Genomic DNA, 23,747 nt, shown 5'->3' with positions numbered 1-23,747 from the left:
AAATAAAAACTTACAAGAAAAAAAAGAGGAATTAAAAAAACGTATAGAAGAATTAAAAAAGCACGAAAGACAAGAGAAGTTACTGGAAGAAATTGCTAAAATGGCAGAAAAACTAAACAAAGAAGATTTAGTAAAAAAAGCCAAAGAATTAGCACAACAAAACAAGCAACAACAGCGTAGTTTAGAACGTATGTTAGAATTAACAAAACGTTTTTATGTAGAACAAAAAACAATGCAGATTGCTAATAAACTAGAACAATTGGCAAAAAAGCAAGAAGAGCTTGCAAAAAAAGAAGACACAACAGTTAAAGAACAACAAGAAATCAATAAAGAGTTTAACGATCTAAAAGAGGAATTAGAAGAGTTATCAAAAGACAACGAAAAGTTAAAAGAACCCATGGAATTGCCAGATGTAGATGAGGAGAAAGAAGCCATAGACGAAGAGTTAAAAAAATCGGAAGAAAATTTACAGAAACAAGACAAAAACTCCGCCAAAAAAAATCAGAAAAAAAGCGCTCAAAAAATGAAAGAGATGAGTGCTAAAATGCAAAAAGCAATGCAAGCTATGGAAGGTGAATCTATGGAAGAAAACATGGATGATCTGCGTAAAATATTAGAAAATTTAGTTACATTTTCTTTTAAACAAGAAAACTTAATGAATAAGTTTAGTGATATTTCTACAACACATCCAGACTTTGGTAAGGACTTAAAAAAGCAAAATGATATTCGAACTTATTTTGAACATATAGACGATAGTTTGTATGTACTTTCCATGCGTCTGCCAAAAATTTCTGCTAAAATTCAAGACGATTTATCTACCACTCATTACAATTTAGAACAATCTTTAGAAAATTTTTCTGAAAATCGTTTTAATAACGGACTTTCTAACCAACGTTATGTAATGACGGCAACAAATAATTTGGCCGATTATTTAAGTAATATCCTAAACAGCATGAAAAACTCCATGTCTATGAAAATGGGCAAAGGAAAAAAGTCAGGAGAGTTTAGTTTACCAGATATTATTAAAAAGCAGCAAGATTTAGCTGAGAAAATGAAAGAAGGAAAAAAGAAAGGAGACAAAAGCGGTAAGAAGCCAGGAGATAAATCTGGAAAGAAACCTGGAGATGGTAAAGAAGGAAAGAAACCTGGCGAAAATGGAAAAAAAGGTGAATCAGGTAAAGGAAAAAAATCTTCTGAAAAAGGAGAGGGTAAAGGACAAGGAAAAGGTGAAGGTAAAGGCGGAGAAAATGGAAATGGTGAAAACGATGATTTAGATGGCGAAATTTATGAAATTTACAAGCAACAATCGCTATTAAGGCAACAGTTACAAGAAGCAATTAAAGAAGCAGAACAAGGGAATCCACATGGAAATGGAGCTGCAAAACGTGCTTTAAAAACGATGGAGCATTTAGAAAACGAAATTTTAGAAAAAGGTTTTAATGCTGCAACCATTCAAAAAATGCAAAGATTAAATTATCAACTTTTAAAATTAGATAAGGCAGCATTAGAACAAGGTAAAGACAATAAAAGAAAATCTTCTGCAAATTTAAAAGAGCGCCAAAGAAACAAAGTTAAGGCGCTTGAATTTAAAAAGCAGTTTTACAATCAAATAGAAATATTAAACAGACAATCCTTACCTTTGCAGCAAAATTATAAAATAAAGGTTCGAGAGTATTTTTCTGAACCAGAAAAAAAAGAATGATTACGTTTAATTACGAAACCAATTTTATTTTAGATGACGAAGTATCAGTAGAAAAGTGGATTCATCAAACCATTACAAATCACAACTGTGAATTAGGTGAGGTGAATTATATTTTTTGTAATGATGATTATTTGCACAAACTAAATGTAGAATTTTTAAATCATGATACCTTAACAGATATCATCAGTTTTGATAATTCTTTAGGAAAATTAATCAATGGTGATATTTATATTTCTGTTGAAAGAGTTGCAGATAATGCAAAAGATTTTAAAGTTTCTTTTAAAGAAGAATTGCATCGAGTAATGATACATGGTGTGTTACATTACATTGGTTTTAAAGATAAGACCGAAAAAGAGCAATTAGAAATGACGAATCAAGAAAATTTAGCCTTATCTTTAATTAAGTAATTGATTATCAATTAAATAAAATAAAAGTTTCACGTGGAACTATAGAATATGAGTTTATTTTCAACAACATTTGATGTTATAGTAGTAGGTGGTGGTCATGCAGGAAGTGAGGCTGCTGCAGCAAGTGCTAATATGGGTGCACATACCTTGTTAATTACAATGAATTTGCAAAATATTGCACAAATGAGTTGTAACCCTGCAATGGGTGGTATTGCAAAAGGACAAATTGTAAGAGAGATTGATGCTTTGGGTGGCTACAGTGCAATTGTTACTGATAAAACTGCAATCCAGTTTAAAATGCTAAACAAATCTAAAGGACCTGCCATGTGGAGTCCAAGAGCACAATCTGATAGAATGCAATTTGCAGAATGCTGGAGAACCATGTTAGAAGAAACTGAGAATCTAGATTTTTATCAAGATTCTGTAAATGGTTTATTGTTCAATGGCAATAAAATTATTGGAGTAAAAACTGCTTTGGGTTTAGAAATAAAAGCAAAGACAGTGATTTTAACAGCTGGTACTTTTTTAAATGGATTAATTCATATCGGGGATAAAAGTTTTGGTGGAGGTAGAGCAGGAGAAGGAGCTTCTACAGGAATTACAGAAGACTTGGTGAAAAAAGGTTTTGAATCTGGGAGAATGAAAACAGGAACACCTCCAAGAGTTGATGGTAGATCTTTAGATTATTCTAAAATGATAGAACAACCTGGAGATGAAATCACTGAAAAATTTTCTTATTTACCAACTACTTCTTCTTTAAAAAAACAACGATCTTGTTGGTTAACTTATACCAATTTAGATGTGCATGATTTGTTAAGAGAAGGGTTTGATCGTTCGCCAATGTTTAATGGTAGAATACAATCTACAGGACCAAGATATTGTCCTTCTATCGAAGATAAAATAGATCGTTTTGCAACGAAAGAACGTCATCAAATATTTGTAGAGCCAGAAGGTTGGACAACTTGTGAAATGTATGTAAATGGATTTTCTACATCTTTGCCAGAAGATATTCAAGACAAAGCAATCCGTTCTGTAGCAGGTTTTGAAAATGTCAAGTTTTTTAGATATGGTTATGCCATAGAATACGATTATTTTCCACCTACACAATTGACACATTCTTTAGAAACAAAGTTGATAGAAAACTTATTTTTTGCAGGTCAAATTAATGGAACTACAGGTTATGAAGAAGCAGCTGCACAAGGTTTAATGGCTGGTGTAAATGCAGCTTTAAAAACTCAAGATAAAGAACCTTTTATTCTAAAAAGAAACGAAGCTTATATAGGTGTTTTAATAGACGATTTAATTACAAAAGGAACAGAAGAGCCTTATAGAATGTTTACTTCTAGAGCAGAATATAGAACTTTATTAAGACAAGATAATGCAGATTTAAGATTAACTCCTAGAGGACATAAAATTGGTTTAGCAACTCAAGAACGTTTAGATAGAGTTATCGCAAAGCAAGAAAAAACAGATTTACTAATTCAATTCTTAAACGAAACTAGTGTAAAACAAGAAGAGATCAATCCGATTTTAGAAGCTAAAAATTTAGCATTAGTAAAACAGTCTATGAAGCTTTTTAAAATCGCAGCTAGACCACAATTGAACTTTGCAGATTTTAAAAATATTAAAAAGTTAAATGATTTTATTGCTGAGAATGACATAGATAATGAGGTTATAGAACAAGCAGAAATACATTTAAAATATTCTGGGTATATAGAAAAAGAAAAGAACAATGCAGACAAATTAAATAGATTAGAAAATGTAATTATTCCTGCAACGTTTAATTATGAAAAAGTAAAATCGCTTTCTTACGAAGCTAGAGAAAAATTAAATAAAATAAAACCAACATCTATATCTCAGGCAAGTAGAATTAGTGGTGTTTCACCAAGTGATATTTCTGTGTTGTTGGTGTATATGGGTAGGTAAAAAAATAAAAAATTGCTGAGTGTTCCTCGTGGAACAATTTGTGTAAAAAGTAAAAAATGGAGATTGAAAAAAAACTCTATACCAATTTAAAACCTTTTTTAAGCTGCAAGGATTATACGGTTTCTGGTAAAAATTTTCAAGTAAATATTAATCAAGAATATGAGATGTTGGTAACAACACCCGTGCCAGAAAAGTTAGAGGATTTTTATGAGAGCGAAAATTACATTTCGCATACAGATAGTAAAAAATCAGTTTTAGATAAAGTTTATCAAAAGGTTAAAAATATTACTCTACAACAAAAATTAAAACTGATAAACTCATTTAATACGCCACAAAAAAATATTTTAGATGTAGGTGCAGGAACTGGAGATTTTTTAAAATATTGCAGTAATAATAATTGGAATATTTTAGGAGTAGAACCAAGTTTTAAAGCAAGAGATGTTGCTCACAAAAAAGGCGTTTATCTAAAAGATGATCTTTATAAAATTGAGAGTTCAAGTTTTGATGTAATTACGCTGTGGCATGTTTTAGAACATGTAAGAGATTTAAAAAACTACATTAAAAAATTAAAAGCTCTTTTAAGTGAAAATGGTTATTTGGTAATTGCTGTACCAAATTATAAAAGTTTTGATGCAAAATTATACAAAGAACATTGGGCTGCTTTTGATGTACCTAGACATCTTTGGCATTTCTCTCAAGAATCGATACATAAATTATTTGCAGAAGTACAAATGAAAGTTGTGCAAACAAAACCGATGAAGTTTGATGCGTATTATGTTTCGCTTTTAAGTGAAAAATATAAAACCAAAAAAATGAATCCTGTAAAAGCATTTTATAACGGATTTAGATCAAATTTAAAGGCAAAACGAAATTCTGAATATTCTTCTCTGATTTACGTGATAAAAAACCAATAATTTAGATTTTAAGGCTATTTTACTGCTTTTAAGCCAATATCCTATAGAATTACCTTACAGAAAATAAAAAAGCCTTTAAAAACTTGTTTTTAAAGGCTTTTTTAATAGTTAATACTTATAGAAAATAAAAAATTATAGTTTTTAACTATTTAAAAGATAAATACCGAAAACACATAGTATAAAATAGACTGTTAAAGACATGGCTCCTGCATAATCTTTTGCCAAGCGTTGCCCAATTAATAAAAAAATTAAAGTGATGGCAGAGAGCTCTATTCCGAATGAAGCAATTTCTTTTGCTTCTGAAGTATATAATTGAAACACGCCAACAATCATAAAAAAAGTAGCTACTAATTCTATCAACAAAATAATTGATAAGAGTAAGGGCACACTATTCTTTAAAGGCGAATTTTTAAAATGGTCTTTTATAAAAGCAACATTCCCTTTCCAATCTAACATTTTGTCTATGCCAGATTGTAAAAAAGTAACAATTAAAAAAAGCAGTATTAAAACTTCTGCTGGGTAATTTGATAAAAAGTTCATTGTCTATCTTTTTTTATTTTCCAAATAATCTTTGAAAAAATCCTTTTGTTTTTTTGGTTGCTTCTTCAATTTCTTCTTTAGCATCTTCTGCTAAATCTGCTAAATTTTCTGCAGCTTCACTTGCAAATTCAGATGCTTTTTCTGCCACATCATCATAAACCTCTTTAGCATCTTCTGCAAACTCGCTTACTTTTTCTTTGGCTTCATCTGTATATTCATCTAGCTTGTCTTTTACTTTTTCCATATTTTCGTCAGAAAATGTTTCGTTTATTTTTTCTTTGGCAGTATCAAAAGCTTTGGTAGCATCTTCCGTAAATTCTTTCGCTATTTCTTTGGCTTCATTTTTTATGTTGCCTGCTTTTTCTTTTAATTCATTCATAGAATCTTTGGTTTCTTCAATAATTTTTTTTTGAATTTCATCTGGTTTTGCACTTTCTTCTTTTTTACTCATAATTGGTTGATATTTAATTGATTATATTATTTAAACGCCTCATCTTTAGGCTCCCAAAGTTCAATTTTATTTCCTTCGTTATCTAAAATCCAACCGAATTTACCATAACTATATTCTTCTATTTTTCCAACAATGGTTACTCCTTCTTTTTCTAACGTTACTAATAATTCTGCTAAATTTTCTACTCTATAATTAAACATAAAGTCTTTTTTAGAAGGCTCAAAGTAAGTAGTATCTTTTGCAAAAGGGCTCCATTGTGTAGAGGCCTCTTTTTCCTCGGAATCTTTCCACCAAAAAGTACAACCATAATCATCTGTGTTAAAACCTAAATGTTTTTTGTACCAATCTTTGCTTGCTTTTGGATTTTCAGATTTAAAAAATAATCCCCCAACTCCTGTGACTCTTTTTTTCATTTTTACTATTTTTTAGTGTTCGTTTCGTAAATTTCTATCCATTCTTTTACGGATAGCTTTTTACACAACTCGCCAATTAGTTCATAAGGAATTTCATCCATTTTCTTAAAACGGATACAACTTTTACCCATATCTAATTTTCCAGAAGAATGTTTCGGATACTCGTTGACAAACCAATCATGAATTTCTGGAACTGCATAAATACCACTATGATAAAGGTTTACAGAATTCTTTTGCGATGCAAAGCTTAGAAAAGGCAAAGGTTCTTTTGGGTTGCAATGGTAGCCATTTGGATATATTTTATGAGGAACATAATACCCAATCATACCATATTGTATACCTTCTTCAAAGCCTTTTGGTAGGTTTTGGTTGATGGTTTCTCGTAATTTTTTAAGTGAAACTTGTCTTTCTTTTGGAACCTGATTTATATAATCTTCGGGTGAATTTGCTTTGTATTGCATCATTGTTGGTTTTAAGCCAACAAGTTAACAAAATTTTTCTTTGATTTTATTTACAATAGTTTGCGCTAATTTTTCTTTACTTTCAAGAGTCCAACCCGCCACATGTGGAGATAAAATTACATTGTCTGCTTTGATTAAATATTCGAATGCTTCAGGCATTTTATTATCAGAAAAAAGGTTTTCAAAAGATGATTTTTCGTATTCTAAAACATCTAAACCAGCGCCTAAAATTTTACCGGATTTTAAACCTGCTACTAAATCTTGGGTAACAACTGCAGATCCACGAGCAGTATTAATCAACCAAAAGGGCTTTTTAAAACTGTCGATAAAATTGGCGTTTATCATTTTTTTTGTAAGGTCTGTTTGTGGTATGTGCAAACTTAAAACGTCACATTTTTCTTGTAATTCAGCTAAAGAAACTTGTTTGCTATTTTCATCACCAACATTGGGTTTTAAATCGTAACAAAGCACTTTTACATCAAAACCACGTAATTTTTTGGCAAAAGCTTTACCCATATTTCCATATCCAATCAAACCAATGGTTTTTCCATCTAGTTCAATTCCTCGGTTTTCTTCACGCAACCATTTTCCATTTCTGACTTCTTTATCAGCTTTGTTTAATTTATTAAAAAGCGATAAAAGCATGGCTAAAGAATGCTCTCCAACTGCATTTCTGTTACCTTCTGGAGCTGCAATTAATTCGATATTTTTTGATTTTGCATATTCACAATCAATGTTTTCTAAACCTGCGCCCACACGTCCAATAAACTTTAGCTTTGTGGCTTTGTCTAAAAAGTGTACATCAATAGAAAATCGACTTCGAATAATAAAACCATCATAATTATGAATTTTGGCTTCAATTTCTTGTTTTGAAGATGTGTAATCTTCATCATTTATAAAACCTAAATCGTTTAATTGATTAATTAAAAGAGGGTGGTTGGTATCTAGGTGTAATATTTTCAAAACAGATTGTTAGATTACTAGATTATTGGATTTTTAGAGTTGAATTGAATTTTGACATCATTTTAATGATTTGCTGTAAAGTGTCATCAAGCGTTTCAAGTTCATTTTTTTAAATAAAATTTAAATCAAAAGAAATTAAAAGTTGTGTTTCGATTTCGTAATAAGAACCTAGTGCTATTGTTAAAAATCTCGAAAAATTTTTGTTAGAATTTCTTGAAGCGCCTTCAGCAACATTCGATGGAATAGAAACTACAGCTCTTCTTAACTGTGACACTAAACCGAACTTTTCACTATTAGGAAAAGAGCTTGTAATTTGGTAAATATATTTACAAAAAGTTCTGCTTAACTGCCAAAACTTTAAGTCTTTATAACGATGCATACTCTAATATTCTAAAAATCTAATAAACTAATAACCTATATTAATACTGCTCCTTTTCATTCGGGAAATCGCCACTTTTAACATCGGTTATATAACTCTCAAAAGCACCAGTCATCTCATTAAACAAATCTAAATATCTACGTAAAAAACGCGGATTAAATTCATGTGTCATACCAATCATATCATGTGTTACCAAAACTTGACCATCAACACCATTACCAGCACCAATACCAATTACAGGTATAGTTAACGCATCTGCTACTTTTTTAGCTAATTTTGCGGGTACTTTTTCTAAAACCAACGCAAAACAACCAATTCTTTCTAACATTAAAGCATCGTCCATTAATTTTTCTGCCTCTTCTTCTTCTTTGGCTCTTACTGTATAGGTACCAAATTTATAGATAGATTGTGGTGTTAAGCCTAAGTGACCCATTACAGGAATGCCAGCATTTAGAATTCGTTTTATAGATTCTTTTACTTCCTTACCACCTTCTAGTTTTATAGAATGTCCACCAGATTCTTTCATAATTCTAATAGCAGAACGCAAAGCCTCTTTTGGGTCTGATTGGTAACTACCAAAAGGCAAATCTACCACCACCAAACAACGCTCTATGGCCCTTACAACAGAACTTGCGTGGTAAATCATTTGGTCTAATGTAATGGGTAACGTAGTTTCATGACCCGCCATTACATTAGAAGCAGAATCGCCCACCAACAAGACGTCTATACCAGCACTATCTAAAATTTTTGCCATGGTATAATCATACGCAGTTAGCATAGAGATTTTTTCTCTATTTGCTTTCATTTCTACCAAAGATTTTACGGTTACACGTTTATATTGTTTCTTAGCTACAGACATATTTTTAAGTTTAAAGTGGTAAAAGTAAGAAAAAGCAATAGAATTCTTGTTATTGCTATTTGTTGGCTATTTTTATTGAAATATTACAATCTAAAATTAATTTAGTAGCTTTAACCACTTTAAAATAAACGTACGATGCTTAAAAAATGGTTTTTATTATTTTTTTGTTTGTTAATAACGAACATAAACGCACAAGAAAACAACGATAAAAAAGCCATTAAAAAGGTAATTTCTACCTTTTTTAAAGGCTTACATCAAGGTGATAGCACAATAATGCGCGCCACACTTCATAAAGATATTAAAATACAAACAACCTCTATAAATAAAGAAGGTACTAGTCTTTTAACCACAGAAAGTAGACTAAAATTATTAACATCAATAGCCAACAAAAACCCAAAACATGTGTATTTAGAAAAGTTACTTTCGTATCAAATTAATGTTGATACAAATTTAGCATCTGTTTGGACACCTTATGAGTTTTACTTTAATGGAAAATTTAGCCATTGTGGTGCCAATTCTTTTCAGCTTTTTAAAGAGGATAATCAATGGAAAATTATTTATTTAGTAGATATAAGAAGAAGAGAAAATTGTAAGCCGTTAAATGAAAAAAATTAGCGTTATATTTGATTTTTATTTTTTAAATGGCACAAGAAAAACATACAATAAATACTAATTTATGGATTGATAATTATGCAGATTACCTGTTTAATTATACAATTTCTCGTGTTAATAATAGCGATTTAGCCAAAGATTTAGTACAAGAAACGTTTTTTGCAGGTTTAAAATCTGCTAAAAATTTTCAAGAAAAAGCCTCAGAGAGAACCTGGTTGGTATCTATTTTAAAAAGAAAAATTATAGATCATTACAGAAAAATAAATTCTAAAAAAGGACAAGCAGAGGTTAGAATGAATTTTTACAATGATGGCGAAAATGAAGGAAATTGGTTAGAAGAGCGTGTGCCACAAAGTTGGGACAATGCTTCTGAAAAAAACATAGAAACAGTAGAATTGAGACAGCAAATAGATGCTTGTATAGATAATTTGCCAGAAAAATATGCCTTGGTTTTTAGAATGAAAAGCATACATGAATTTGCAACAGAAGATATTTGTAAGGACTTAAATATTACAGCGTCCAATTTATGGGTTATGATACATAGAGCAAGAACACAGCTTAGAAAATGTATGGAAGATAACTGGTTTAATAATTAAAAAAATGTTTAAAAGTTTAAAAATAACTTGCGATGAGGCCACAACCATTTGTGATAAAAATCAATATGGAGAAGCCTCTTTTTTAGAACTATTTAAGTTAAATATTCATTTTATTAGTTGTAAAATTTGTGCTTTGTACACCAAACAGAACATAAAGCTTACAAAACTGTACAAAGGGTATGCAAGCAATTGCAAAAGTCATAAACAATGTATTTCTGAAGCAGAAAAAGAAAAAATGAAAAAAGCTTTAGAAGAAATGAATTAAATTTCTTAAAAATTAAAATTCAACGGAACTTATAAACATAGGTTCCGTTTTTTTGTAATTTTGATTTTCTGTAAAAGCAAATTTTATCTAAAAATTGGCTTTTAGAAAACAGTATAAATTAATTAAAAATGGAATTTTTACCTGAAAAAATAGACAATTACGTTGTAGCACACACGCAAAAAGAACCTGAAATTTTACAAGAACTTACCAGAGAAACTTGGCAAAAAGTACTAAACCCTAGAATGTTAAGTGGTGCTTTTCAAGGTCGTGTTTTATCGATGTTAACAAAAATCATCAACCCAAAAAATATTTTAGAAATTGGTACTTACACAGGTTATGCAACTTTGTGTTTTGCAGAAGGTTTGCCAAGAGACGGACAAATAATTACCTTAGATAAAAACGAAGAATTAGAAACGTTACAAAATAAATATTTCGAAAAATCGGGGTATAGAAACCAAATAACACAATTGGTTGGTAATGCTGTAGAAATAATCCCCACTTTAGAAGAAAAATTCGATTTGGTTTTTATTGATGCAGACAAATCTAATTATATCAATTACTTTCATTTAATAATTGATAAAATGAATCCTGGAGGTATTATTTTGTCTGATAACGTACTTTGGAGTGGTAAAGTGGTAGAAGAATTAGATCCTAAAGACGCAGATACCAAAGTGCTTTTAGCGTATAATCAACTATTAAATGAAGATGCTAGGTTAGAAACCGTATTATTGCCTATTAGAGATGGTTTAACAGTGAGTAGAGTAAAATAAATAGCTTAAAATTGCCTTTTGATGGGGCCTGTTAAATCGTCTATATCATCTTTAACAGCATTAATTTCTTTATTGATGTCTTTGGCAACATCTGTATCTATTTTTGTCTTTTCAGAGCTGTCTTTTATTTCTTTTTTAATATCGTTTGTGGCGTCTTTTACCTGACGCATTCCTTTGCCCAAACCTCTTGCGATTTCGGGTATTTTATCTGCACCAAAAACCATTACCACAATTAACATGATAACCATAATTTCTGGACCGCTAATAAATAAGAATATTGTATTCATATTACAAAGATAATGAGTTATTTTAAGAAATAGAATAAAGTATTATTTCTTTAACGTTACTTTCTGTTTTTTTTTAAAGTATTATCTTTACAAAAAAAGACGCTTATGTTATTTCTTTACCCTTTTCAGATTATTATTATGCTAACAGTACTATTGTTTTTAGTAGTATATGCTTTGGTATTGGCCTCTAAAAACAAGAGCAACACACGTTTTTTAATCTGGGGCGCTTTTATTTTATTAGTTCCTTTTATTGGTGCTTTGGCTTGTATTATTAGTTACTATGCCAATAAAAATAAAGTAGTAAGTGCTTAAAATTTTTAGCAGTTTTATATTTAAAGTTTCTCTCTTTTAGCATTAAGACTTGTAGGACCAACAAGTGTAGCTTTCCTTATATTTAGTCTTTATATAAACGTTTTTTTATAAATTAGGTTATGGATTCTATGATACCACTAGCACTTTTACCTTTCTTTTTTTATATTTTACATAAGAGAATAAAAACGCTTAAGAAAGCCATAAATGGGAATGAAAAATATAATAAAAAAGCAGAAATATTACTTCTTTTAATTACAATTTCCTTGATGATTTTTATTGTTTTTCTATCTATATAAAAACCGCGTTTAGTATTAAATAGTAAAATTTTTAATTTGATTATTTTTATTTCTTCACCAACATTCGTTTAATTTCATTAAGGCCTCTATAGGAGTTAAAGTATCAATATTGGTCGCTAAAATTTCTTCTCTAATGTTTTCTAACAAAGGGTCATCTAACTGAAAAAAACAGAGTTGCAGTTCTCCCTTTCTACTTTTTTTAATTTTATAACCCTTTTTTATTGTAAAAAAACAGAGTTCTATCTAAATGCAAATAATTGATAATTAGTTATTTAAAAATAAAACATCCCTGAATTCAGGTACATATATCCCTGAAAACAGGGATGCAAAAATATACCTGAATTCAGGGATTGACAACACTCCTTTTATCGCTTATGTTTACAACAAAAATAATTGCTAAAAAAGAAGGGTATAAAAAAGAGACTTACCACCTTTTGTCAATAATATGTGAAAGTTGTAAATAATACTATAAAAATTGCAAACGAGTAAATCGAAAATCGAAAGAGTAGAAAAATTAAAAAAATAATAATTATGAAAAAAATAAATAAATTTTTAATTTTCAGTATTTTAATAACTTTTTTTAATTGCGAAAAAAGCACTGAAAATCAAATTTCATCATCAATAAACATAAATAAAATAAAAGAAACATTTTACAATTCATCAACAAATGTAATCACACCTGAAAAGACAGCGGTTAAGTTCTCGGTCTTACCGTTAAACTCGGCTGAAATTAAATATGTTTACAACGATATTATAAATAAAAATTTTCTAAAACAGAATGTCGAAATAGGCTTTATAAAAGGTATCACTACATATCATTATGATAATAACTCTGGTAATTTTAAAGATAGTGATATTTTTGGATTCTCTATTTATGATATTCAAGATAATAATCAGATAGTTCATAAATTCTATTTAAAAGAAGGTGAATCTTTTAAACTAAAAAAAGAGTTAAAAGAAACATTTATGAATACTGAAAGTCAAAATTTTTTAGTTTGGAAATATAAAAATAAAGATTATAATTCAGGAAACATTACTGTAAGTAGACTTTTCAATATAGATGACAATACTCACACAAATAGAAGAAATACTACACGAAATGAATTTAATTTATTTGTATTAAGACACAAGTATCCTAAAAGTAATTTTTTACAAAAAAATTCAATTTCAATTTATGAGGATGCTGGATTAGCTGACTGCAGATCTGGCTGTTCAGAATCAGGAATAGGAACTTGTGATGGCGGATATTATTGCAATCCAAGTGGTGGAGGTGGTGGTCAAATTTGTAAAGCACCATCTGTCCAAAATGAATCAATACAACAATCGTTAGTTACCGAAAATGAAGCTACTAATTTATTTAATCTAAATTTACACAGACAATTAAGAGATGAATTTTTAGCAGAGAATTCTTTAGGTTTAAAACATATTGATTATTATTACGGTATTTCTGAATTTATTTTAATTTCTGACTATAATACTTCTACTTTTATAAAAATGATTCAAACTTTACCTTCATTGAATCAATCAATAAGCAAACTTTTAGACAATAATATAGAATCAGACATCATAATAAATGAAAATCTAAACAACGATTTAAACTCAATAATTAATGATTATAAAGTTATTTCTGAAAACCCTGATTTTCAATTTATTCTTAATGATATAAAACAAGATATTGATAGAATAACTAATAAAAGTGAAAATGATTTAATATTAGAATTTCAATAAAGATTAAAAATGAAAAAGTTGTTTTATTACATATCACTTATTATCATTTGTACGATTACATCTTGCAACAAAAAAAACAAAAGTTTTGATATAGTCGGTTTTTATAAAAGTTCAAAATTGAATTTTATCGAAAACTTAATATATAATACGACTAAAGAAATAAATGGTTTAAAATTAAATTTAAAAAAAGACAGTACATTCCACTATGAGACATGTGGTCTATTAATAAAAGGCTTTTGGAGCATAAGTAACGATAGTCTAAAACTTAACGTTAACAATATAAATTTCGTAAACGATTCTATTAACAAAATTAGAAAACCTGTTTCAAAAAAAGATTTTTTAATTTATAAGATTGAAAATAATTCACTTTTTGGTTTCATAAATGAAAAAAATGGAATAAGAATTAATAAACTTGTGCGTGATGAAAAATAACGTGGCACAACCACGTATATAAAAAATAGCAGTTAAGTGCAAACTCCAAAGCTTGTTCTTTTCTGCTATCTTTATTAAAAAATTGAAAATTTGCTGCATTTTTATTCTGCTACTTTTCATAATACAAATACGTTATTTCTTCACCAACATTCGCTTAATTTCATTCAATTTCATCAACGCTTCAATAGGTGTTAAAGTATCAATATTGGTCGCTAAAATTTCTTCTCTAATGTTTTCTAACAAAGGATCATCTAGCTGAAAAAAGCTCAATTGCATTTCTTCATGTTGTGCTTGTTTTAAAACATCTTTTACTTCAGCATTTTTATTGTTTTTTTCTAATTGTGCCAATATTTTATTCGCTCTATGAATCACCATATTGGGCATACCAGCTAATTTAGCAACATGGATACCAAAACTGTGGTTAGAACCTCCAGAAGCCAGCTTACGCAAGAAAATAATGTTGTCTTCCAATTCTTTTACAGATACATTAAAGTTTTTAATGCGCTCAAAAGTAGCTGTCATTTCGTTCAGTTCGTGATAATGGGTGGCAAACAATGTTTTTGCCTTAGAAGGATGTTCGTGCAAAAACTCTGCAATGGCCCAAGCAATCGAAATTCCATCATAAGTAGAGGTTCCTCTACCAATTTCATCTAACAAAATTAAACTACGCTCAGAAACGTTATTTAAGATAGAGGCAGTTTCATTCATTTCTACCATAAATGTAGATTCGCCCATAGAAATATTATCACTAGCACCAACTCTGGTAAAAATTTTATCTACAATACCAATTTTTGCATTTTGTGCAGGTACGTAACTTCCCATTTGCGCTAACAAAACAATCAAAGCAGTTTGTCTTAAAATAGCAGATTTACCAGACATATTGGGTCCAGTAATCATAATTATTTGTTGCTGATTTCTGTTTAAAACAACATCGTTAGCAATATATGTTTGGTCTATTGGCAATTGTTTTTCTATAACTGGGTGTCGTCCGTTTTTAATGTCTAAATCTGTACTTTCATCCATAATTGGTCGCACATAATTATTATCTACAGCCAATACAGAAAAACCAAGCAAACAGTCTATTTTGGCAATAATTTGCGCATTTTCTTGTACTTTTTGCACAAACTGAATAATATATTGCAATAATTTGCTAAAAATTTCTTGCTCTAAAACTTGTATTTTTTCTTCGGCACCTAAAATTTTGGTTTCGTATTCTTTGAGTTCTTCAGTAATATAGCGCTCTGCATTTACCAAGGTTTGTTTACGAATCCACTCTGTGGGCACTTTGTCTTTGTGCGTGTTTCTAACCTCTATATAATACCCAAAAACATTGTTAAATGCTATTTTTAAACTGCTAATTCCAGTTCGTTCAGTTTCACGAGCTAATAACTCATTTAAATACTGTTTTCCAGAGCTAGAAATGGCGCGTAAATCGTCTAATTCTTGATGTACACCATTGGCAATGGCATTTCCTTTATTGATGTTTACAGGAGCATCATCAAACAAAGTTTCAGAAATTTTAGCAATTAAAACGTCGCAAGAATGTAGTTGTGTACCCAACTCTTTAACCGTTTTATTTTTACTTTTTTCTGCTGCCGATTTTATGGGTAAAATGGCCTGTAAAGAGTTTTTTAACAAAACAATGTCTCTAGGTGATGCTTTGCCAGTTGCCACTTTAGAAATTAACCTTTCTAAGTCTGATATTTGTTTTAATTGATAGGTAACTGTTTTTGAAAAATCAGTAGCATCTATAAAAAATTTTACCAATTCATGACGATTTTTAATAGCGTCGATATTTTTAAGCGGTAAAGCCAACCAACGTTTTAACAAACGACCACCCATAGGCGATATGGTTTTATCAATCACATCTAAAAGCGTAACCGCATTTACAGAATTTGGGTTGTACAACTCTAAATTTCTAACTGTAAATCGATCCATCCAAACATAATTATCTTCAGCAATTCTGCTTATAGATTGTATGTGTTTTAGTTGATTGTGTTGTGTTTCCGATAAATAATACAACACAGCACCAGCTGCAATAATTCCGTTTTTTAAATCTTCTACACCAAAACCTTTTAAGTTTTTAACCTCAAAATGATTTTGTAAAGTTTCATTGGCATATGCTGTTTGAAAAACCCAATCGTCTAAATAAAATGCATAATACCTGTTTTCAAAAAGCTCTAAAAAGGTTTGTTTGTGTTGTTTTTCTACTAAAATTTCGCTCGGACCAAAATTCTGAACCAGTTTGTCAATATATTCAGCGTTTCCTTCTGCCACTAAAAACTCACCAGTAGAAACATCTAAAAAGGAAATTCCGATTTGTTTTTTATTAAAATGAATAGCTGCTAAAAAGTTGTTTTTTTTAGATTGTAAAACTTCGTCGTTTAAAGAAACACCAGGTGTAACCAATTCTGTAACCCCACGTTTTACAATTTTTTTGGTCATTTTTGGGTCTTCTAACTGATCGCAAATAGCAACACGCATACCTGCTTTTACCAACTTTGGTAAATAGGTGTTTAAAGAGTGATGAGGAAACCCAGCCAACGCTGTTTCAGACTCTGAACCAGCACCTCGTTTTGTTAAAATAATGCCTAAAATTTCGGCTGCTTTTTTAGCATCTTCTCCAAAAGTTTCGTAGAAATCTCCCACACGAAAAAGCAACATAGCATCAGGGTATTTTACCTTAATGGCATTGTACTGTTTCATTAAAGGGGTTACCTTTTTTGCTTTGGATTTTGCCAAGTTTTAGAAATTTTTGGGTTAGTTTTGCGAAGGTAAAAATTAGTAAGCAGTTTACAGTAGCAGTTAGCAGTTAACTTATTCACAAGATATGAGAAAATTAAAAAATAACGAGTTAGGTAGAATTTCAGTTGATGCGTTTAAGGCAGTTGAAAAAACACCTATAATTGTAGTTTTAGACAACATTAGAAGTTTAAATAATATTGGCTCTGTTTTTAGAACAAGTGATGCTTTTTTGATTGAAAAAATTTATTTGTGTGGTATTTGTGCTACACCACCTAACAAAGACATTCATAAAACTGCTTTGGGTGCCACAGAATCTGTTGCTTGGGAATATGCTGAAGATACGCTCGAGCTTATTCAAAAATTAAAAGATTCAAAGATTCAAATATTAGCTATTGAACAAGCGGAAAACTCAACAAAACTGAACGCATTTTTACCAGACAAAGACAAGAAATATGCCATTGTAATGGGTAATGAAGTAAAAGGTGTGCAACAAGAGGTTGTAAATGCTGCTGATTTGTGTATTGAAATTCCGCAATTAGGTACCAAACACTCTTTAAACATTTCTGTAACCACAGGGGTTGTAATTTGGGATTTGTTTCAGAAAATGCAATAGAAATTTTGTTTTTAATGATGAAAGAACTAATTTTATGGTGCTATAAAATTAAGAAGGAAAAGGCTTCTTTGTACTATGAAAAAAGAGATTACTCTCATACTTTTTTTTGTCATATTTAATGTGTTTTCGCAAAAACCAAAAGATTCTCTTTCTTTTTATTTAAAAAATGCGAAAGGAATAAAAAAGACTCACTACCTTAAAAAAGCAATTGCACTTTCAGAAAACTTGCAAATAGATTCTTTATTACAAGACTCTTGTATCGAATATGCCAAGGCAAGTTATTTTGCTAAAGACACTATAGGCTTAACTTTTTCTAAAAATAAATTACTAAAACATTTTCAAGATCGTAAAGATTCTTTTTCTTTAGCAAAAGCATTCCATTTTGCTGCTTTAAACCATAAAATAAAAAATAATTTAGACAGTAGTTTTTATTTTTACCAAGAGTCAAAAAATATTTTTGTTACTTTAAAAGATTCTGTTGAAGTTGGTAGAAGATTATTGTCTATGGCCATTCTTCAAGTAAAAGAATTCGATTATTTGGGAGGTCAAACAACAGCTGTAGAAGGCTTAAAATATATAGAACCTTCAGTAGATAAAGAATATAGAACTTTAATTTCACTATATCAAACTTTAGGAAATGCTTTAGGACATTTAAACAGACCCAAAGAATCTAGAGCCTATTATATTAAGGCAAGAGAAATGGCTAAGTTTAATCCTGTAAAGCATAGAAGAGAGATAAATTATCTAAACTTATTTAATAATATTGGGGCAACCTATGTAGATGAAGGGAATTTTGATAAAGCAATTGAGCTGTATGAAGAAGGTTTACGTTTTGATAGTATTGCGATAAAATACCCAAGACAATACCAAAACTTATTAGGAAGTTTGTCTTCTGTATATTTTAAACAAGGTAAAATAGAAAAAGCAATAAAAGGCTATAAAATAGTTTTAGAAGGCAGAAAAAATACGAAATATTTATACGGAGAAAGTGTTTCACATAGCCTTTTAGCAGAAGCATACATAAAAAATAAACAGTATAATTTAGCAAAAAAACATGCTAAGATTGGTTTAAAATTAGGAAAAAAAACAAGAAATAATGAACAGGTTTTAGAGTGCTTACAGTTTTTAACAGAGTTAACTAACGGAAAAACTGCTAAAAAGTATTTTAAAGAATATGTTCATTTAAAAGATAGTTTGTTTATAAGAGAAAGAACTAGAAAAAATCAGTTTGCAAAAGTAAGATATGAGACTGAAAAAAAAGAGAAAGAAAACATAAGCTTAAAACTAGAAAATCAAGGAAAACAGTTGCTTTTAGAAAGCGAAACTCAACAAAAAACAATTGGTTGGTTGGTTGCAGGTGCAGGTATTCTTTTTATTGGTTTTGGTACAAGTGTGGTTGCAAGTAGAAGAAAAAAGTTGTTGTTTGATACAAAATTAAAACAGGTTGAAGCTAGAGAAAAAGAAAGACAACAAATTGCAAAATCTTTACATGATGAGGTAGCTGGAGATATTAGAATGCTACATTTAAAATTGGCAAAAACCAATCAATTAGAAGAGGCTAAAAAGCTTGATATTATTAATGATAATATTCGTAATTTATCTCACCAATTAAGTAGCGAAAGTTTTGATAAAGTATGTTTTAAAGATCAAATAATTAATTTAATTTCAGATTATTTTGAACCTAATTTTAAAATTAAAGTACAAAATATTGATGCTATTCTTTGGAAAGAAGTAAATAACTCTATAAAAAGAACCTTATTTTTAGCAATTAGAGAAACCATCCAAAACACGAAAAAATATGCAGCAGCTTCACAAATTATTATAATTTTCGAAGCATCAAAAAAAACAATACAAGTAACAATTTCTGACAATGGAAAGGGGTTTGATGTAAAGGCTAAGAAAAACGGTATTGGTTTAAATAATTTAAAAGAAAGAGTAGAAGTAATTAATGGTACTTTTTTGATTGAAAGCGAATTAGAAAAAGGCACCATAACAAAAATTGAAACCCCAAAAAATGCCAAATAAAACAAGAATTTTAATTGTTGATGATCATCAACTAATAATACAAGGTGTTTTATGCTCTTTAAATGAAGTTGGCGATTTTGATATAATAACTACAAATACTTGTGATGAAGCTTTTCAGTTGATAAAAAACAATCAAAAAAATAATCCTTTTCAAATACTTTTTACAGATTTAAGTTTTAATAACACCACAAAAGATACAATTTTAGATGGTGGAGAAGAATTAATAAAGGCTATTAGAAATGATAATTTCAAAATAAAAATAGGCGTAATTACTGCTCATACAGAAACTAACAGAGTGTATAATGTAATTAGTAATTTAAAACCAGACGCATATTTATTAAAAAGTAAGTGCGATGCTACAGAAATTGGTTTTGCAATCCAAAAAATGCTCGAAAACCAATTTCATTATACGCATGAAGTGTATCAAAAATTGATGCGAAGAAATATTGTTCAAATTCAAATGGACGAGGTTGCAATTCAGGTTTTAAAAGAACTACCAAAGCATCCTAAAATTTCTAATTTAGAAGGTTTTATTAGAAAAGAAGATGGGTCTTTTTTAAAACTACGCTCTATAGAAACTAAATTAGCAAATTTAAGATTAGATTTAAATGCCAATAATAATACAGATTTGGTACTAAAAGCCAAAGAATTGGGTATTATAGATTAATTTTTTACTTTTTGCGGAAAACCACATTATCCTATGCGGTTTCTTACAGCTTTATTTTTTAATTATATTGTAATTTTGACGCGTAAGTGTTTGAATTAACAATTACAACCAAAAAATGGGATTATTGCTGGTTTAAGATTAGGGGCTTTTATCAACAATATGAAAAAGGAAAAAATCTTTCAGGAAACTGAAAGATTTTTTTATATCCCTAAAATCACTTTTGCAATCATAAAGTAAATTAGGATACCAAAAATATCATTAGAAGTTGTTATAAAAGGCCCAGTTGCAATGGCTGGATCTATACCTCTTTTATTTAAAAATAATGGCACAAAAGTACCTATTAGACCTGCTACAATAATTACCACGACTAAAGAAACAGCAATGGCCAAAGCCAAATCTATTTTTCCTTCATATATCCAAACAAAGAGAAATAAAAATAGCGAAAGAATTAATCCGTTTAACGCAGCTAATAACATTTCTTTTAAAAGTCTGCTATTAATGCTTCCTTTTACATCATCATTTGCCAAACCTTGCACAATAATTGCAGAAGATTGTACACCTACATTACCAGCCATGGCTGCAATTAATGGTGTAAAAAAGAACAAGGCTGCATATTTAGAAAACACACCTTGAAAACCTTCCATTATAATAAAAGCACCTACACCACCAATTAAGCCTAAAAATAACCAAGGCAAACGTGCTTTTGTCAATTCAAAAATACTATCGTCTGAATCTACGTCTTGTGTTAAACCAGCAGCCATTTGGTAATCTTTATCTGCTTCTTCTTTTAAAACGTCTACAATATCATCAATGGTAATTCTACCTAATAAAACGTTGTTATCGTCTACAACTGGTATGGCTTCTAAATCGTATTTTGCCATAATTTTAGCCACTTCTTCATCATCTAAAGAAACATTTACTGCATCTACTGTATTTTTAGAAATGTCTGCTATTTTTTGGTCTGATTTGGCAATAATCAAGTCTTTCAAAGACAATCTACCTACCAATTTTTCTTCTTTATCTACTACATAAATAGAGTGCACTCTGGTAACTTCACTGGCTTGCCCTCTAATTCTACGCATGCAACCTGCAACTGTCCAAGTTTCGTAAACTTTTACCAATTCTTTAGCCATTAAAGCACCAGCAGTATTGTCTTCGTAAGACAATAGTTCTTTAATATCTGCGGCTAAATCATCATCTGTTAAAGCATTTATAACACGTTTTTGTCGCTCTTCAGAAAGTTCTCCAATAATATCTGCTGCATCATCTGTATCCATTTCGCCAATCTCGTCGGCAATTTCTTTAGCAGAAAGACTTTCTAGAATTTTCTCACGTGTATCTTCATCTAGCTCTGTTAAAATTTCAGATGTTTTTTCGCTGTCTAAAAGTTTTATTATGTAAACAGCTTCATCAAAATCTAGCTCGTCTAAAACCTCTGCAATATCTGCATAATGTACTTCAGAAAATAGGGCTGTTATTGCTTTACCATTGTTAGCAGTAATAAGCACTGTTAGGTTGTCTAAAAATTCTTCTGTAATTTCAAATGCCATTTTCTGCTATTTTTTGAGTGAGTAAAATAAATGCTGAAACCGATAATTGTTCCGGGCGTTTGGCAAATATAGGGTCTTCTTTTAAAGAATCCGAAAGTTGAAAAGACTTTAAACTAGAACGTAACATTTTTCTGCGTTGATTGAAAGCTGTTTTTACGACTCTAAAAAACAGTTTTTCGTCTACAGGGAGTGTGTAGTTTTCTTTTCTGATGCATCTAATTACGCCAGAATCTACTTTTGGTGGTGGATTAAAAACACTTGGAGGCACTGTAAAAAGATATTCTACGTCGTAAAAAGCCTGTGTTAAAACAGACAAAATACCATATACTTTAGAACCCTCTTTTTCTGCAATTCTTTTAGCTACTTCTTTTTGAAACATACCAGAAAGTTCTGGTACAAATTCCCTGTTTTCTATTGCTTTAAACACAATTTGAGAAGAGATGTTGTAAGGAAAATTACCTATAATTGCGACTTGTTGGTCAGCAAAGATGCTTTGTAGACTTTGCTTTAAAAAATCACCCTCTATAATTTTAAACTTTTCTGCAGAGGTATCTACATTTAATTGCTCTACAGGAAAAACGTCTTTTAAGTAGGTTACAGATTCTCTATCAAGTTCCATTACTGTAACCTTTGGTTTTTTTTGCAATAAATATTTTGTTAAAACACCCATACCAGGGCCAATTTCTAATACATTGTAATAACCATTTTCTGTTAAGGCATCAGCAATATCTTTTGCAATACTCTCGTCTTTTAAAAAATGTTGACCTAAGTGTTTTTTTGCTTTGACAGCCATTATCAGTGTAGTTTAGAGTTATTTTTGTGTACCAAAAGTAGAAATTATTTTTTTAGCGTTTTCGTTTTCTGAGTTTAATAATAAAGATTTTTTGTAAGCTTTTACAGCCTTTAAAGTGTCACCCATTTTTAGTAAACATTCTCCATAACTATCGTAAGTGTTCCATGCGTTTGGATACATTTCAATATTTAATTTGAAAATTTTAAGTGCTTTTTTGTATTCTTTTAATGTTGTTAAATAGTAATACCCCAGACTATTAATATAATTTTCTGTTATGTTATAAACAGGGTTTGCTCTATCTTCATTTTTAACAATAGTTATCACTTCATCTAGTGTTTTACCTTCACCGAGTAGTTTTTCTAATTTTATAAGACCTTTTTTTACATTTTCTATACTTTCATGGGGTGTTTTAAGTTTTGCATTTACAAGTTGAAATACATTTTTTATTTGATTTAAAATATTTTGAGAACTTCTTAATTGGTCGTTTTCTGTAATGTTTTTAAGTATATATGCAGCGTTTACAATGAGTCCAATTTGAGGATAGTTTTTTTCGACGTTAAGGCTTTTATAAGGTTCTGTATCTTTATTCTTTGGGTTATTTAAGGCTTGCAATAATTTTGGAGAAAAGCCCAATTTTGTTGCACTAATTAACGTCTCAGCAAAGTTATCATCGTTTGTAGAGGTAGTTTTAATTAAATTATCTTGAAGGTTTTTTAAATCTATGAGGCTGTTTCTAATAGCAGAAGGCATTAATTTAATGTCTCCTGTAGCTTGCAAGGTTTCTATAGTGTTGGTATTAAAATCTAAATACATATAGTTGTAATTTAGCTTTGTTTGGCTATAAAGCAGTTCTTTTAAATTACTGTTTTTAGAAAAATTGCTTGTATACTTATTGTAAAGTGCAATGTTTGTTTTTAATCTTCTTATTTCTGAATTGATGTAATTGTAATCTCTACTTAAATCTTCTAAGATTTGAATGTAATAGTTTTCTTTAATTTCAGCCTTTTTGTTGTTTTCATTAACGTTATTTATTTTTAGTGC

Annotated in this window: 24 protein-coding genes and 2 pseudogenes; 14 read left to right on the top strand and 12 right to left on the bottom strand. The window is 29.8% G+C overall.

Annotation, left to right across the window (positions count from 1 at the left end):
- The 4 genes and pseudogenes from ACTG3S_RS06705 to ACTG3S_RS06690 form a co-directional block, all read left to right on the top strand.
- Positions 1 to 1,702, top strand: a pseudogene (locus tag ACTG3S_RS06705) (DUF4175 family protein); the annotation flags it as partial.
- Positions 1,699 to 2,109, top strand: a complete 411-nt coding sequence (gene ybeY, locus ACTG3S_RS06700) for an rRNA maturation RNase YbeY (protein WP_439128590.1) — start codon at positions 1,699 to 1,701, stop codon at positions 2,107 to 2,109. The pseudogene ACTG3S_RS06705 and the gene ybeY, both read left to right, overlap by 4 nt.
- Before the next feature lie 48 nt (positions 2,110 to 2,157).
- Entirely contained in the window at positions 2,158 to 4,035 is a 1,878-nt protein-coding gene (gene mnmG / locus ACTG3S_RS06695; protein ID WP_439128589.1) for a tRNA uridine-5-carboxymethylaminomethyl(34) synthesis enzyme MnmG, read from the top strand.
- A 56-nt stretch (positions 4,036 to 4,091) separates the two neighbouring features.
- The gene (locus tag ACTG3S_RS06690) at positions 4,092 to 4,949 is read left to right on the top strand and encodes a class I SAM-dependent methyltransferase (RefSeq protein WP_439128588.1); all 858 of its coding nucleotides are present in this window, start codon (positions 4,092 to 4,094) and stop codon (positions 4,947 to 4,949) included.
- Between the two features lie 141 nt (positions 4,950 to 5,090).
- Here the strand turns inward: ACTG3S_RS06690 and ACTG3S_RS06685 are convergent, their stop codons facing one another.
- From ACTG3S_RS06685 to panB, 7 genes are all read right to left on the bottom strand, one after another.
- A complete protein-coding gene (locus ACTG3S_RS06685; RefSeq protein WP_439128587.1) occupies positions 5,091 to 5,489 on the bottom strand; it encodes a DoxX family protein in 399 nt (132 codons plus the stop codon).
- A gap of 13 nt (positions 5,490 to 5,502) precedes the next feature.
- On the bottom strand, positions 5,503 to 5,940 hold the full coding sequence (locus ACTG3S_RS06680; RefSeq protein WP_439128586.1) for a hypothetical protein: 438 nt from the start codon (positions 5,938 to 5,940) through the stop codon (positions 5,503 to 5,505).
- Between the two features lie 26 nt (positions 5,941 to 5,966).
- Positions 5,967 to 6,353, bottom strand: a complete 387-nt coding sequence (locus tag ACTG3S_RS06675) for a VOC family protein (RefSeq protein WP_439128585.1) — start codon at positions 6,351 to 6,353, stop codon at positions 5,967 to 5,969.
- A 5-nt stretch (positions 6,354 to 6,358) separates the two neighbouring features.
- Complete coding sequence (locus ACTG3S_RS06670; protein ID WP_439128591.1) at positions 6,359 to 6,814, bottom strand: DUF1801 domain-containing protein; 456 nt, start codon at positions 6,812 to 6,814, stop codon at positions 6,359 to 6,361.
- Positions 6,815 to 6,838: 24 nt separating this feature from the next.
- The gene (locus tag ACTG3S_RS06665; protein WP_439128584.1) at positions 6,839 to 7,777 is read right to left on the bottom strand and encodes a 2-hydroxyacid dehydrogenase; all 939 of its coding nucleotides are present in this window, start codon (positions 7,775 to 7,777) and stop codon (positions 6,839 to 6,841) included.
- A 109-nt stretch (positions 7,778 to 7,886) separates the two neighbouring features.
- Entirely contained in the window at positions 7,887 to 8,156 is a 270-nt protein-coding gene (locus tag ACTG3S_RS06660; RefSeq protein WP_439128583.1) for a four helix bundle protein, read from the bottom strand.
- A gap of 40 nt (positions 8,157 to 8,196) precedes the next feature.
- A complete protein-coding gene (gene panB, locus ACTG3S_RS06655) occupies positions 8,197 to 9,015 on the bottom strand; it encodes a 3-methyl-2-oxobutanoate hydroxymethyltransferase (protein WP_439128582.1) in 819 nt (272 codons plus the stop codon).
- A gap of 135 nt (positions 9,016 to 9,150) precedes the next feature.
- On the opposite strand from panB, the gene ACTG3S_RS06650 reads away from it, so the two are divergent.
- The 4 genes from ACTG3S_RS06650 to ACTG3S_RS06635 all read left to right on the top strand — a co-directional run bounded on the left by ACTG3S_RS06650 (position 9,151) and on the right by ACTG3S_RS06635 (position 11,258).
- Positions 9,151 to 9,630, top strand: a complete 480-nt coding sequence (locus ACTG3S_RS06650; protein WP_439128581.1) for a nuclear transport factor 2 family protein — start codon at positions 9,151 to 9,153, stop codon at positions 9,628 to 9,630.
- A 26-nt stretch (positions 9,631 to 9,656) separates the two neighbouring features.
- Positions 9,657 to 10,223, top strand: coding sequence for a sigma-70 family RNA polymerase sigma factor (locus ACTG3S_RS06645; RefSeq protein WP_439128580.1), 567 nt, complete (start codon positions 9,657 to 9,659; stop codon positions 10,221 to 10,223).
- A gap of 4 nt (positions 10,224 to 10,227) precedes the next feature.
- Entirely contained in the window at positions 10,228 to 10,488 is a 261-nt protein-coding gene (locus ACTG3S_RS06640) for a hypothetical protein (RefSeq protein ID WP_439128579.1), read from the top strand.
- A 128-nt stretch (positions 10,489 to 10,616) separates the two neighbouring features.
- The gene (locus tag ACTG3S_RS06635) at positions 10,617 to 11,258 is read left to right on the top strand and encodes an O-methyltransferase (RefSeq protein ID WP_439128578.1); all 642 of its coding nucleotides are present in this window, start codon (positions 10,617 to 10,619) and stop codon (positions 11,256 to 11,258) included.
- Positions 11,259 to 11,263: 5 nt separating this feature from the next.
- Here ACTG3S_RS06635 and ACTG3S_RS06630 read toward each other — a convergent pair whose 3' ends face one another.
- Positions 11,264 to 11,545 (bottom strand): Sec-independent protein translocase subunit TatA/TatB, encoded by a 282-nt coding sequence (locus ACTG3S_RS06630; RefSeq protein ID WP_439128577.1) that lies wholly within the window; start codon positions 11,543 to 11,545, stop codon positions 11,264 to 11,266.
- Positions 11,546 to 11,650: 105 nt separating this feature from the next.
- Between ACTG3S_RS06630 and ACTG3S_RS06625 the strand changes: the two genes are divergently transcribed.
- From ACTG3S_RS06625 to ACTG3S_RS06615, 3 genes are all read left to right on the top strand, one after another.
- Positions 11,651 to 11,857, top strand: a complete 207-nt coding sequence (locus ACTG3S_RS06625) for a hypothetical protein (RefSeq protein ID WP_439128576.1) — start codon at positions 11,651 to 11,653, stop codon at positions 11,855 to 11,857.
- Positions 11,858 to 12,684: 827 nt separating this feature from the next.
- Positions 12,685 to 13,881, top strand: a complete 1,197-nt coding sequence (locus ACTG3S_RS06620; protein WP_439128575.1) for a hypothetical protein — start codon at positions 12,685 to 12,687, stop codon at positions 13,879 to 13,881.
- Between the two features lie 9 nt (positions 13,882 to 13,890).
- On the top strand, positions 13,891 to 14,313 hold the full coding sequence (locus ACTG3S_RS06615; RefSeq protein WP_439128574.1) for a hypothetical protein: 423 nt from the start codon (positions 13,891 to 13,893) through the stop codon (positions 14,311 to 14,313).
- Between the two features lie 132 nt (positions 14,314 to 14,445).
- Here ACTG3S_RS06615 and mutS read toward each other — a convergent pair whose 3' ends face one another.
- Entirely contained in the window at positions 14,446 to 17,019 is a 2,574-nt protein-coding gene (mutS, locus tag ACTG3S_RS06610) for a DNA mismatch repair protein MutS (protein WP_439128573.1), read from the bottom strand.
- 124 nt (positions 17,020 to 17,143) lie between these two features.
- Between mutS and ACTG3S_RS06605 the strand changes: the two genes are divergently transcribed.
- From ACTG3S_RS06605 to ACTG3S_RS06595, 3 genes are all read left to right on the top strand, one after another.
- Complete coding sequence (locus ACTG3S_RS06605) at positions 17,144 to 17,671, top strand: RNA methyltransferase (RefSeq protein ID WP_439128572.1); 528 nt, start codon at positions 17,144 to 17,146, stop codon at positions 17,669 to 17,671.
- Between the two features lie 75 nt (positions 17,672 to 17,746).
- Positions 17,747 to 19,696: a tetratricopeptide repeat protein gene (locus ACTG3S_RS06600; protein WP_439128571.1), complete on the top strand. Its 1,950-nt coding sequence runs from the start codon at positions 17,747 to 17,749 to the stop codon at positions 19,694 to 19,696.
- A complete protein-coding gene (locus tag ACTG3S_RS06595) occupies positions 19,686 to 20,363 on the top strand; it encodes a response regulator (RefSeq protein ID WP_439128570.1) in 678 nt (225 codons plus the stop codon). The genes ACTG3S_RS06600 and ACTG3S_RS06595 overlap by 11 nt, the downstream gene beginning before the upstream one ends.
- Positions 20,364 to 20,563: 200 nt before the next feature.
- On the opposite strand, the gene mgtE is transcribed toward ACTG3S_RS06595, so the two are convergent.
- The 3 genes and pseudogenes from mgtE to ACTG3S_RS06580 form a co-directional block, all read right to left on the bottom strand.
- On the bottom strand, positions 20,564 to 21,913 hold the full coding sequence (mgtE, locus tag ACTG3S_RS06590) for a magnesium transporter (RefSeq protein WP_439128569.1): 1,350 nt from the start codon (positions 21,911 to 21,913) through the stop codon (positions 20,564 to 20,566).
- Complete coding sequence (gene rsmA / locus ACTG3S_RS06585; RefSeq protein ID WP_439128568.1) at positions 21,903 to 22,706, bottom strand: 16S rRNA (adenine(1518)-N(6)/adenine(1519)-N(6))-dimethyltransferase RsmA; 804 nt, start codon at positions 22,704 to 22,706, stop codon at positions 21,903 to 21,905. Before rsmA ends, mgtE begins: the two co-directional genes overlap by 11 nt.
- A gap of 18 nt (positions 22,707 to 22,724) precedes the next feature.
- Positions 22,725 to 23,747 (bottom strand): annotated as a pseudogene (locus tag ACTG3S_RS06580) (hypothetical protein); the annotation flags it as partial.

The organism is Polaribacter sp., assembly GCF_965656025.1.
Lineage (GTDB): Bacteria > Bacteroidota > Bacteroidia > Flavobacteriales > Flavobacteriaceae > Polaribacter.
This window is presented reverse-complemented; position numbering and strand designations above follow the sequence as displayed.

Bases quoted from the DNA above. Each gene is read 5' to 3' on its own strand.
- ACTG3S_RS06650 (WP_439128581.1), top strand. From the start codon at position 9,151: ATGCTTAAAAAATGGTTTTTATTATTTTTTTGTTTGTTAATAACGAAC.
- ACTG3S_RS06675 (WP_439128585.1), bottom strand. From the start codon at position 6,353: ATGAAAAAAAGAGTCACAGGAGTTGGGGGATTATTTTTTAAATCTGAA.
- ACTG3S_RS06685 (WP_439128587.1), bottom strand. From the start codon at position 5,489: ATGAACTTTTTATCAAATTACCCAGCAGAAGTTTTAATACTGCTTTTT.
- ACTG3S_RS06640 (WP_439128579.1), top strand. From the start codon at position 10,228: ATGTTTAAAAGTTTAAAAATAACTTGCGATGAGGCCACAACCATTTGT.
- ACTG3S_RS06625 (WP_439128576.1), top strand. From the start codon at position 11,651: ATGTTATTTCTTTACCCTTTTCAGATTATTATTATGCTAACAGTACTA.
- ybeY (WP_439128590.1), top strand. From the start codon at position 1,699: ATGATTACGTTTAATTACGAAACCAATTTTATTTTAGATGACGAAGTA.
- ACTG3S_RS06645 (WP_439128580.1), top strand. From the start codon at position 9,657: ATGGCACAAGAAAAACATACAATAAATACTAATTTATGGATTGATAAT.
- ACTG3S_RS06635 (WP_439128578.1), top strand. From the start codon at position 10,617: ATGGAATTTTTACCTGAAAAAATAGACAATTACGTTGTAGCACACACG.
- ACTG3S_RS06600 (WP_439128571.1), top strand. From the start codon at position 17,747: ATGAAAAAAGAGATTACTCTCATACTTTTTTTTGTCATATTTAATGTG.
- ACTG3S_RS06630 (WP_439128577.1), bottom strand. From the start codon at position 11,545: ATGAATACAATATTCTTATTTATTAGCGGTCCAGAAATTATGGTTATC.
- ACTG3S_RS06620 (WP_439128575.1), top strand. From the start codon at position 12,685: ATGAAAAAAATAAATAAATTTTTAATTTTCAGTATTTTAATAACTTTT.
- mutS (WP_439128573.1), bottom strand. From the start codon at position 17,019: ATGAAACAGTACAATGCCATTAAGGTAAAATACCCTGATGCTATGTTG.
- rsmA (WP_439128568.1), bottom strand. From the start codon at position 22,706: ATGGCTGTCAAAGCAAAAAAACACTTAGGTCAACATTTTTTAAAAGAC.
- mnmG (WP_439128589.1), top strand. From the start codon at position 2,158: ATGAGTTTATTTTCAACAACATTTGATGTTATAGTAGTAGGTGGTGGT.
- mgtE (WP_439128569.1), bottom strand. From the start codon at position 21,913: ATGGCATTTGAAATTACAGAAGAATTTTTAGACAACCTAACAGTGCTT.
- panB (WP_439128582.1), bottom strand. From the start codon at position 9,015: ATGTCTGTAGCTAAGAAACAATATAAACGTGTAACCGTAAAATCTTTG.
- ACTG3S_RS06615 (WP_439128574.1), top strand. From the start codon at position 13,891: ATGAAAAAGTTGTTTTATTACATATCACTTATTATCATTTGTACGATT.
- ACTG3S_RS06660 (WP_439128583.1), bottom strand. From the start codon at position 8,156: ATGCATCGTTATAAAGACTTAAAGTTTTGGCAGTTAAGCAGAACTTTT.
- ACTG3S_RS06680 (WP_439128586.1), bottom strand. From the start codon at position 5,940: ATGAGTAAAAAAGAAGAAAGTGCAAAACCAGATGAAATTCAAAAAAAA.
- ACTG3S_RS06670 (WP_439128591.1), bottom strand. From the start codon at position 6,814: ATGCAATACAAAGCAAATTCACCCGAAGATTATATAAATCAGGTTCCA.
- ACTG3S_RS06595 (WP_439128570.1), top strand. From the start codon at position 19,686: ATGCCAAATAAAACAAGAATTTTAATTGTTGATGATCATCAACTAATA.
- ACTG3S_RS06690 (WP_439128588.1), top strand. From the start codon at position 4,092: ATGGAGATTGAAAAAAAACTCTATACCAATTTAAAACCTTTTTTAAGC.
- ACTG3S_RS06605 (WP_439128572.1), top strand. From the start codon at position 17,144: ATGAGAAAATTAAAAAATAACGAGTTAGGTAGAATTTCAGTTGATGCG.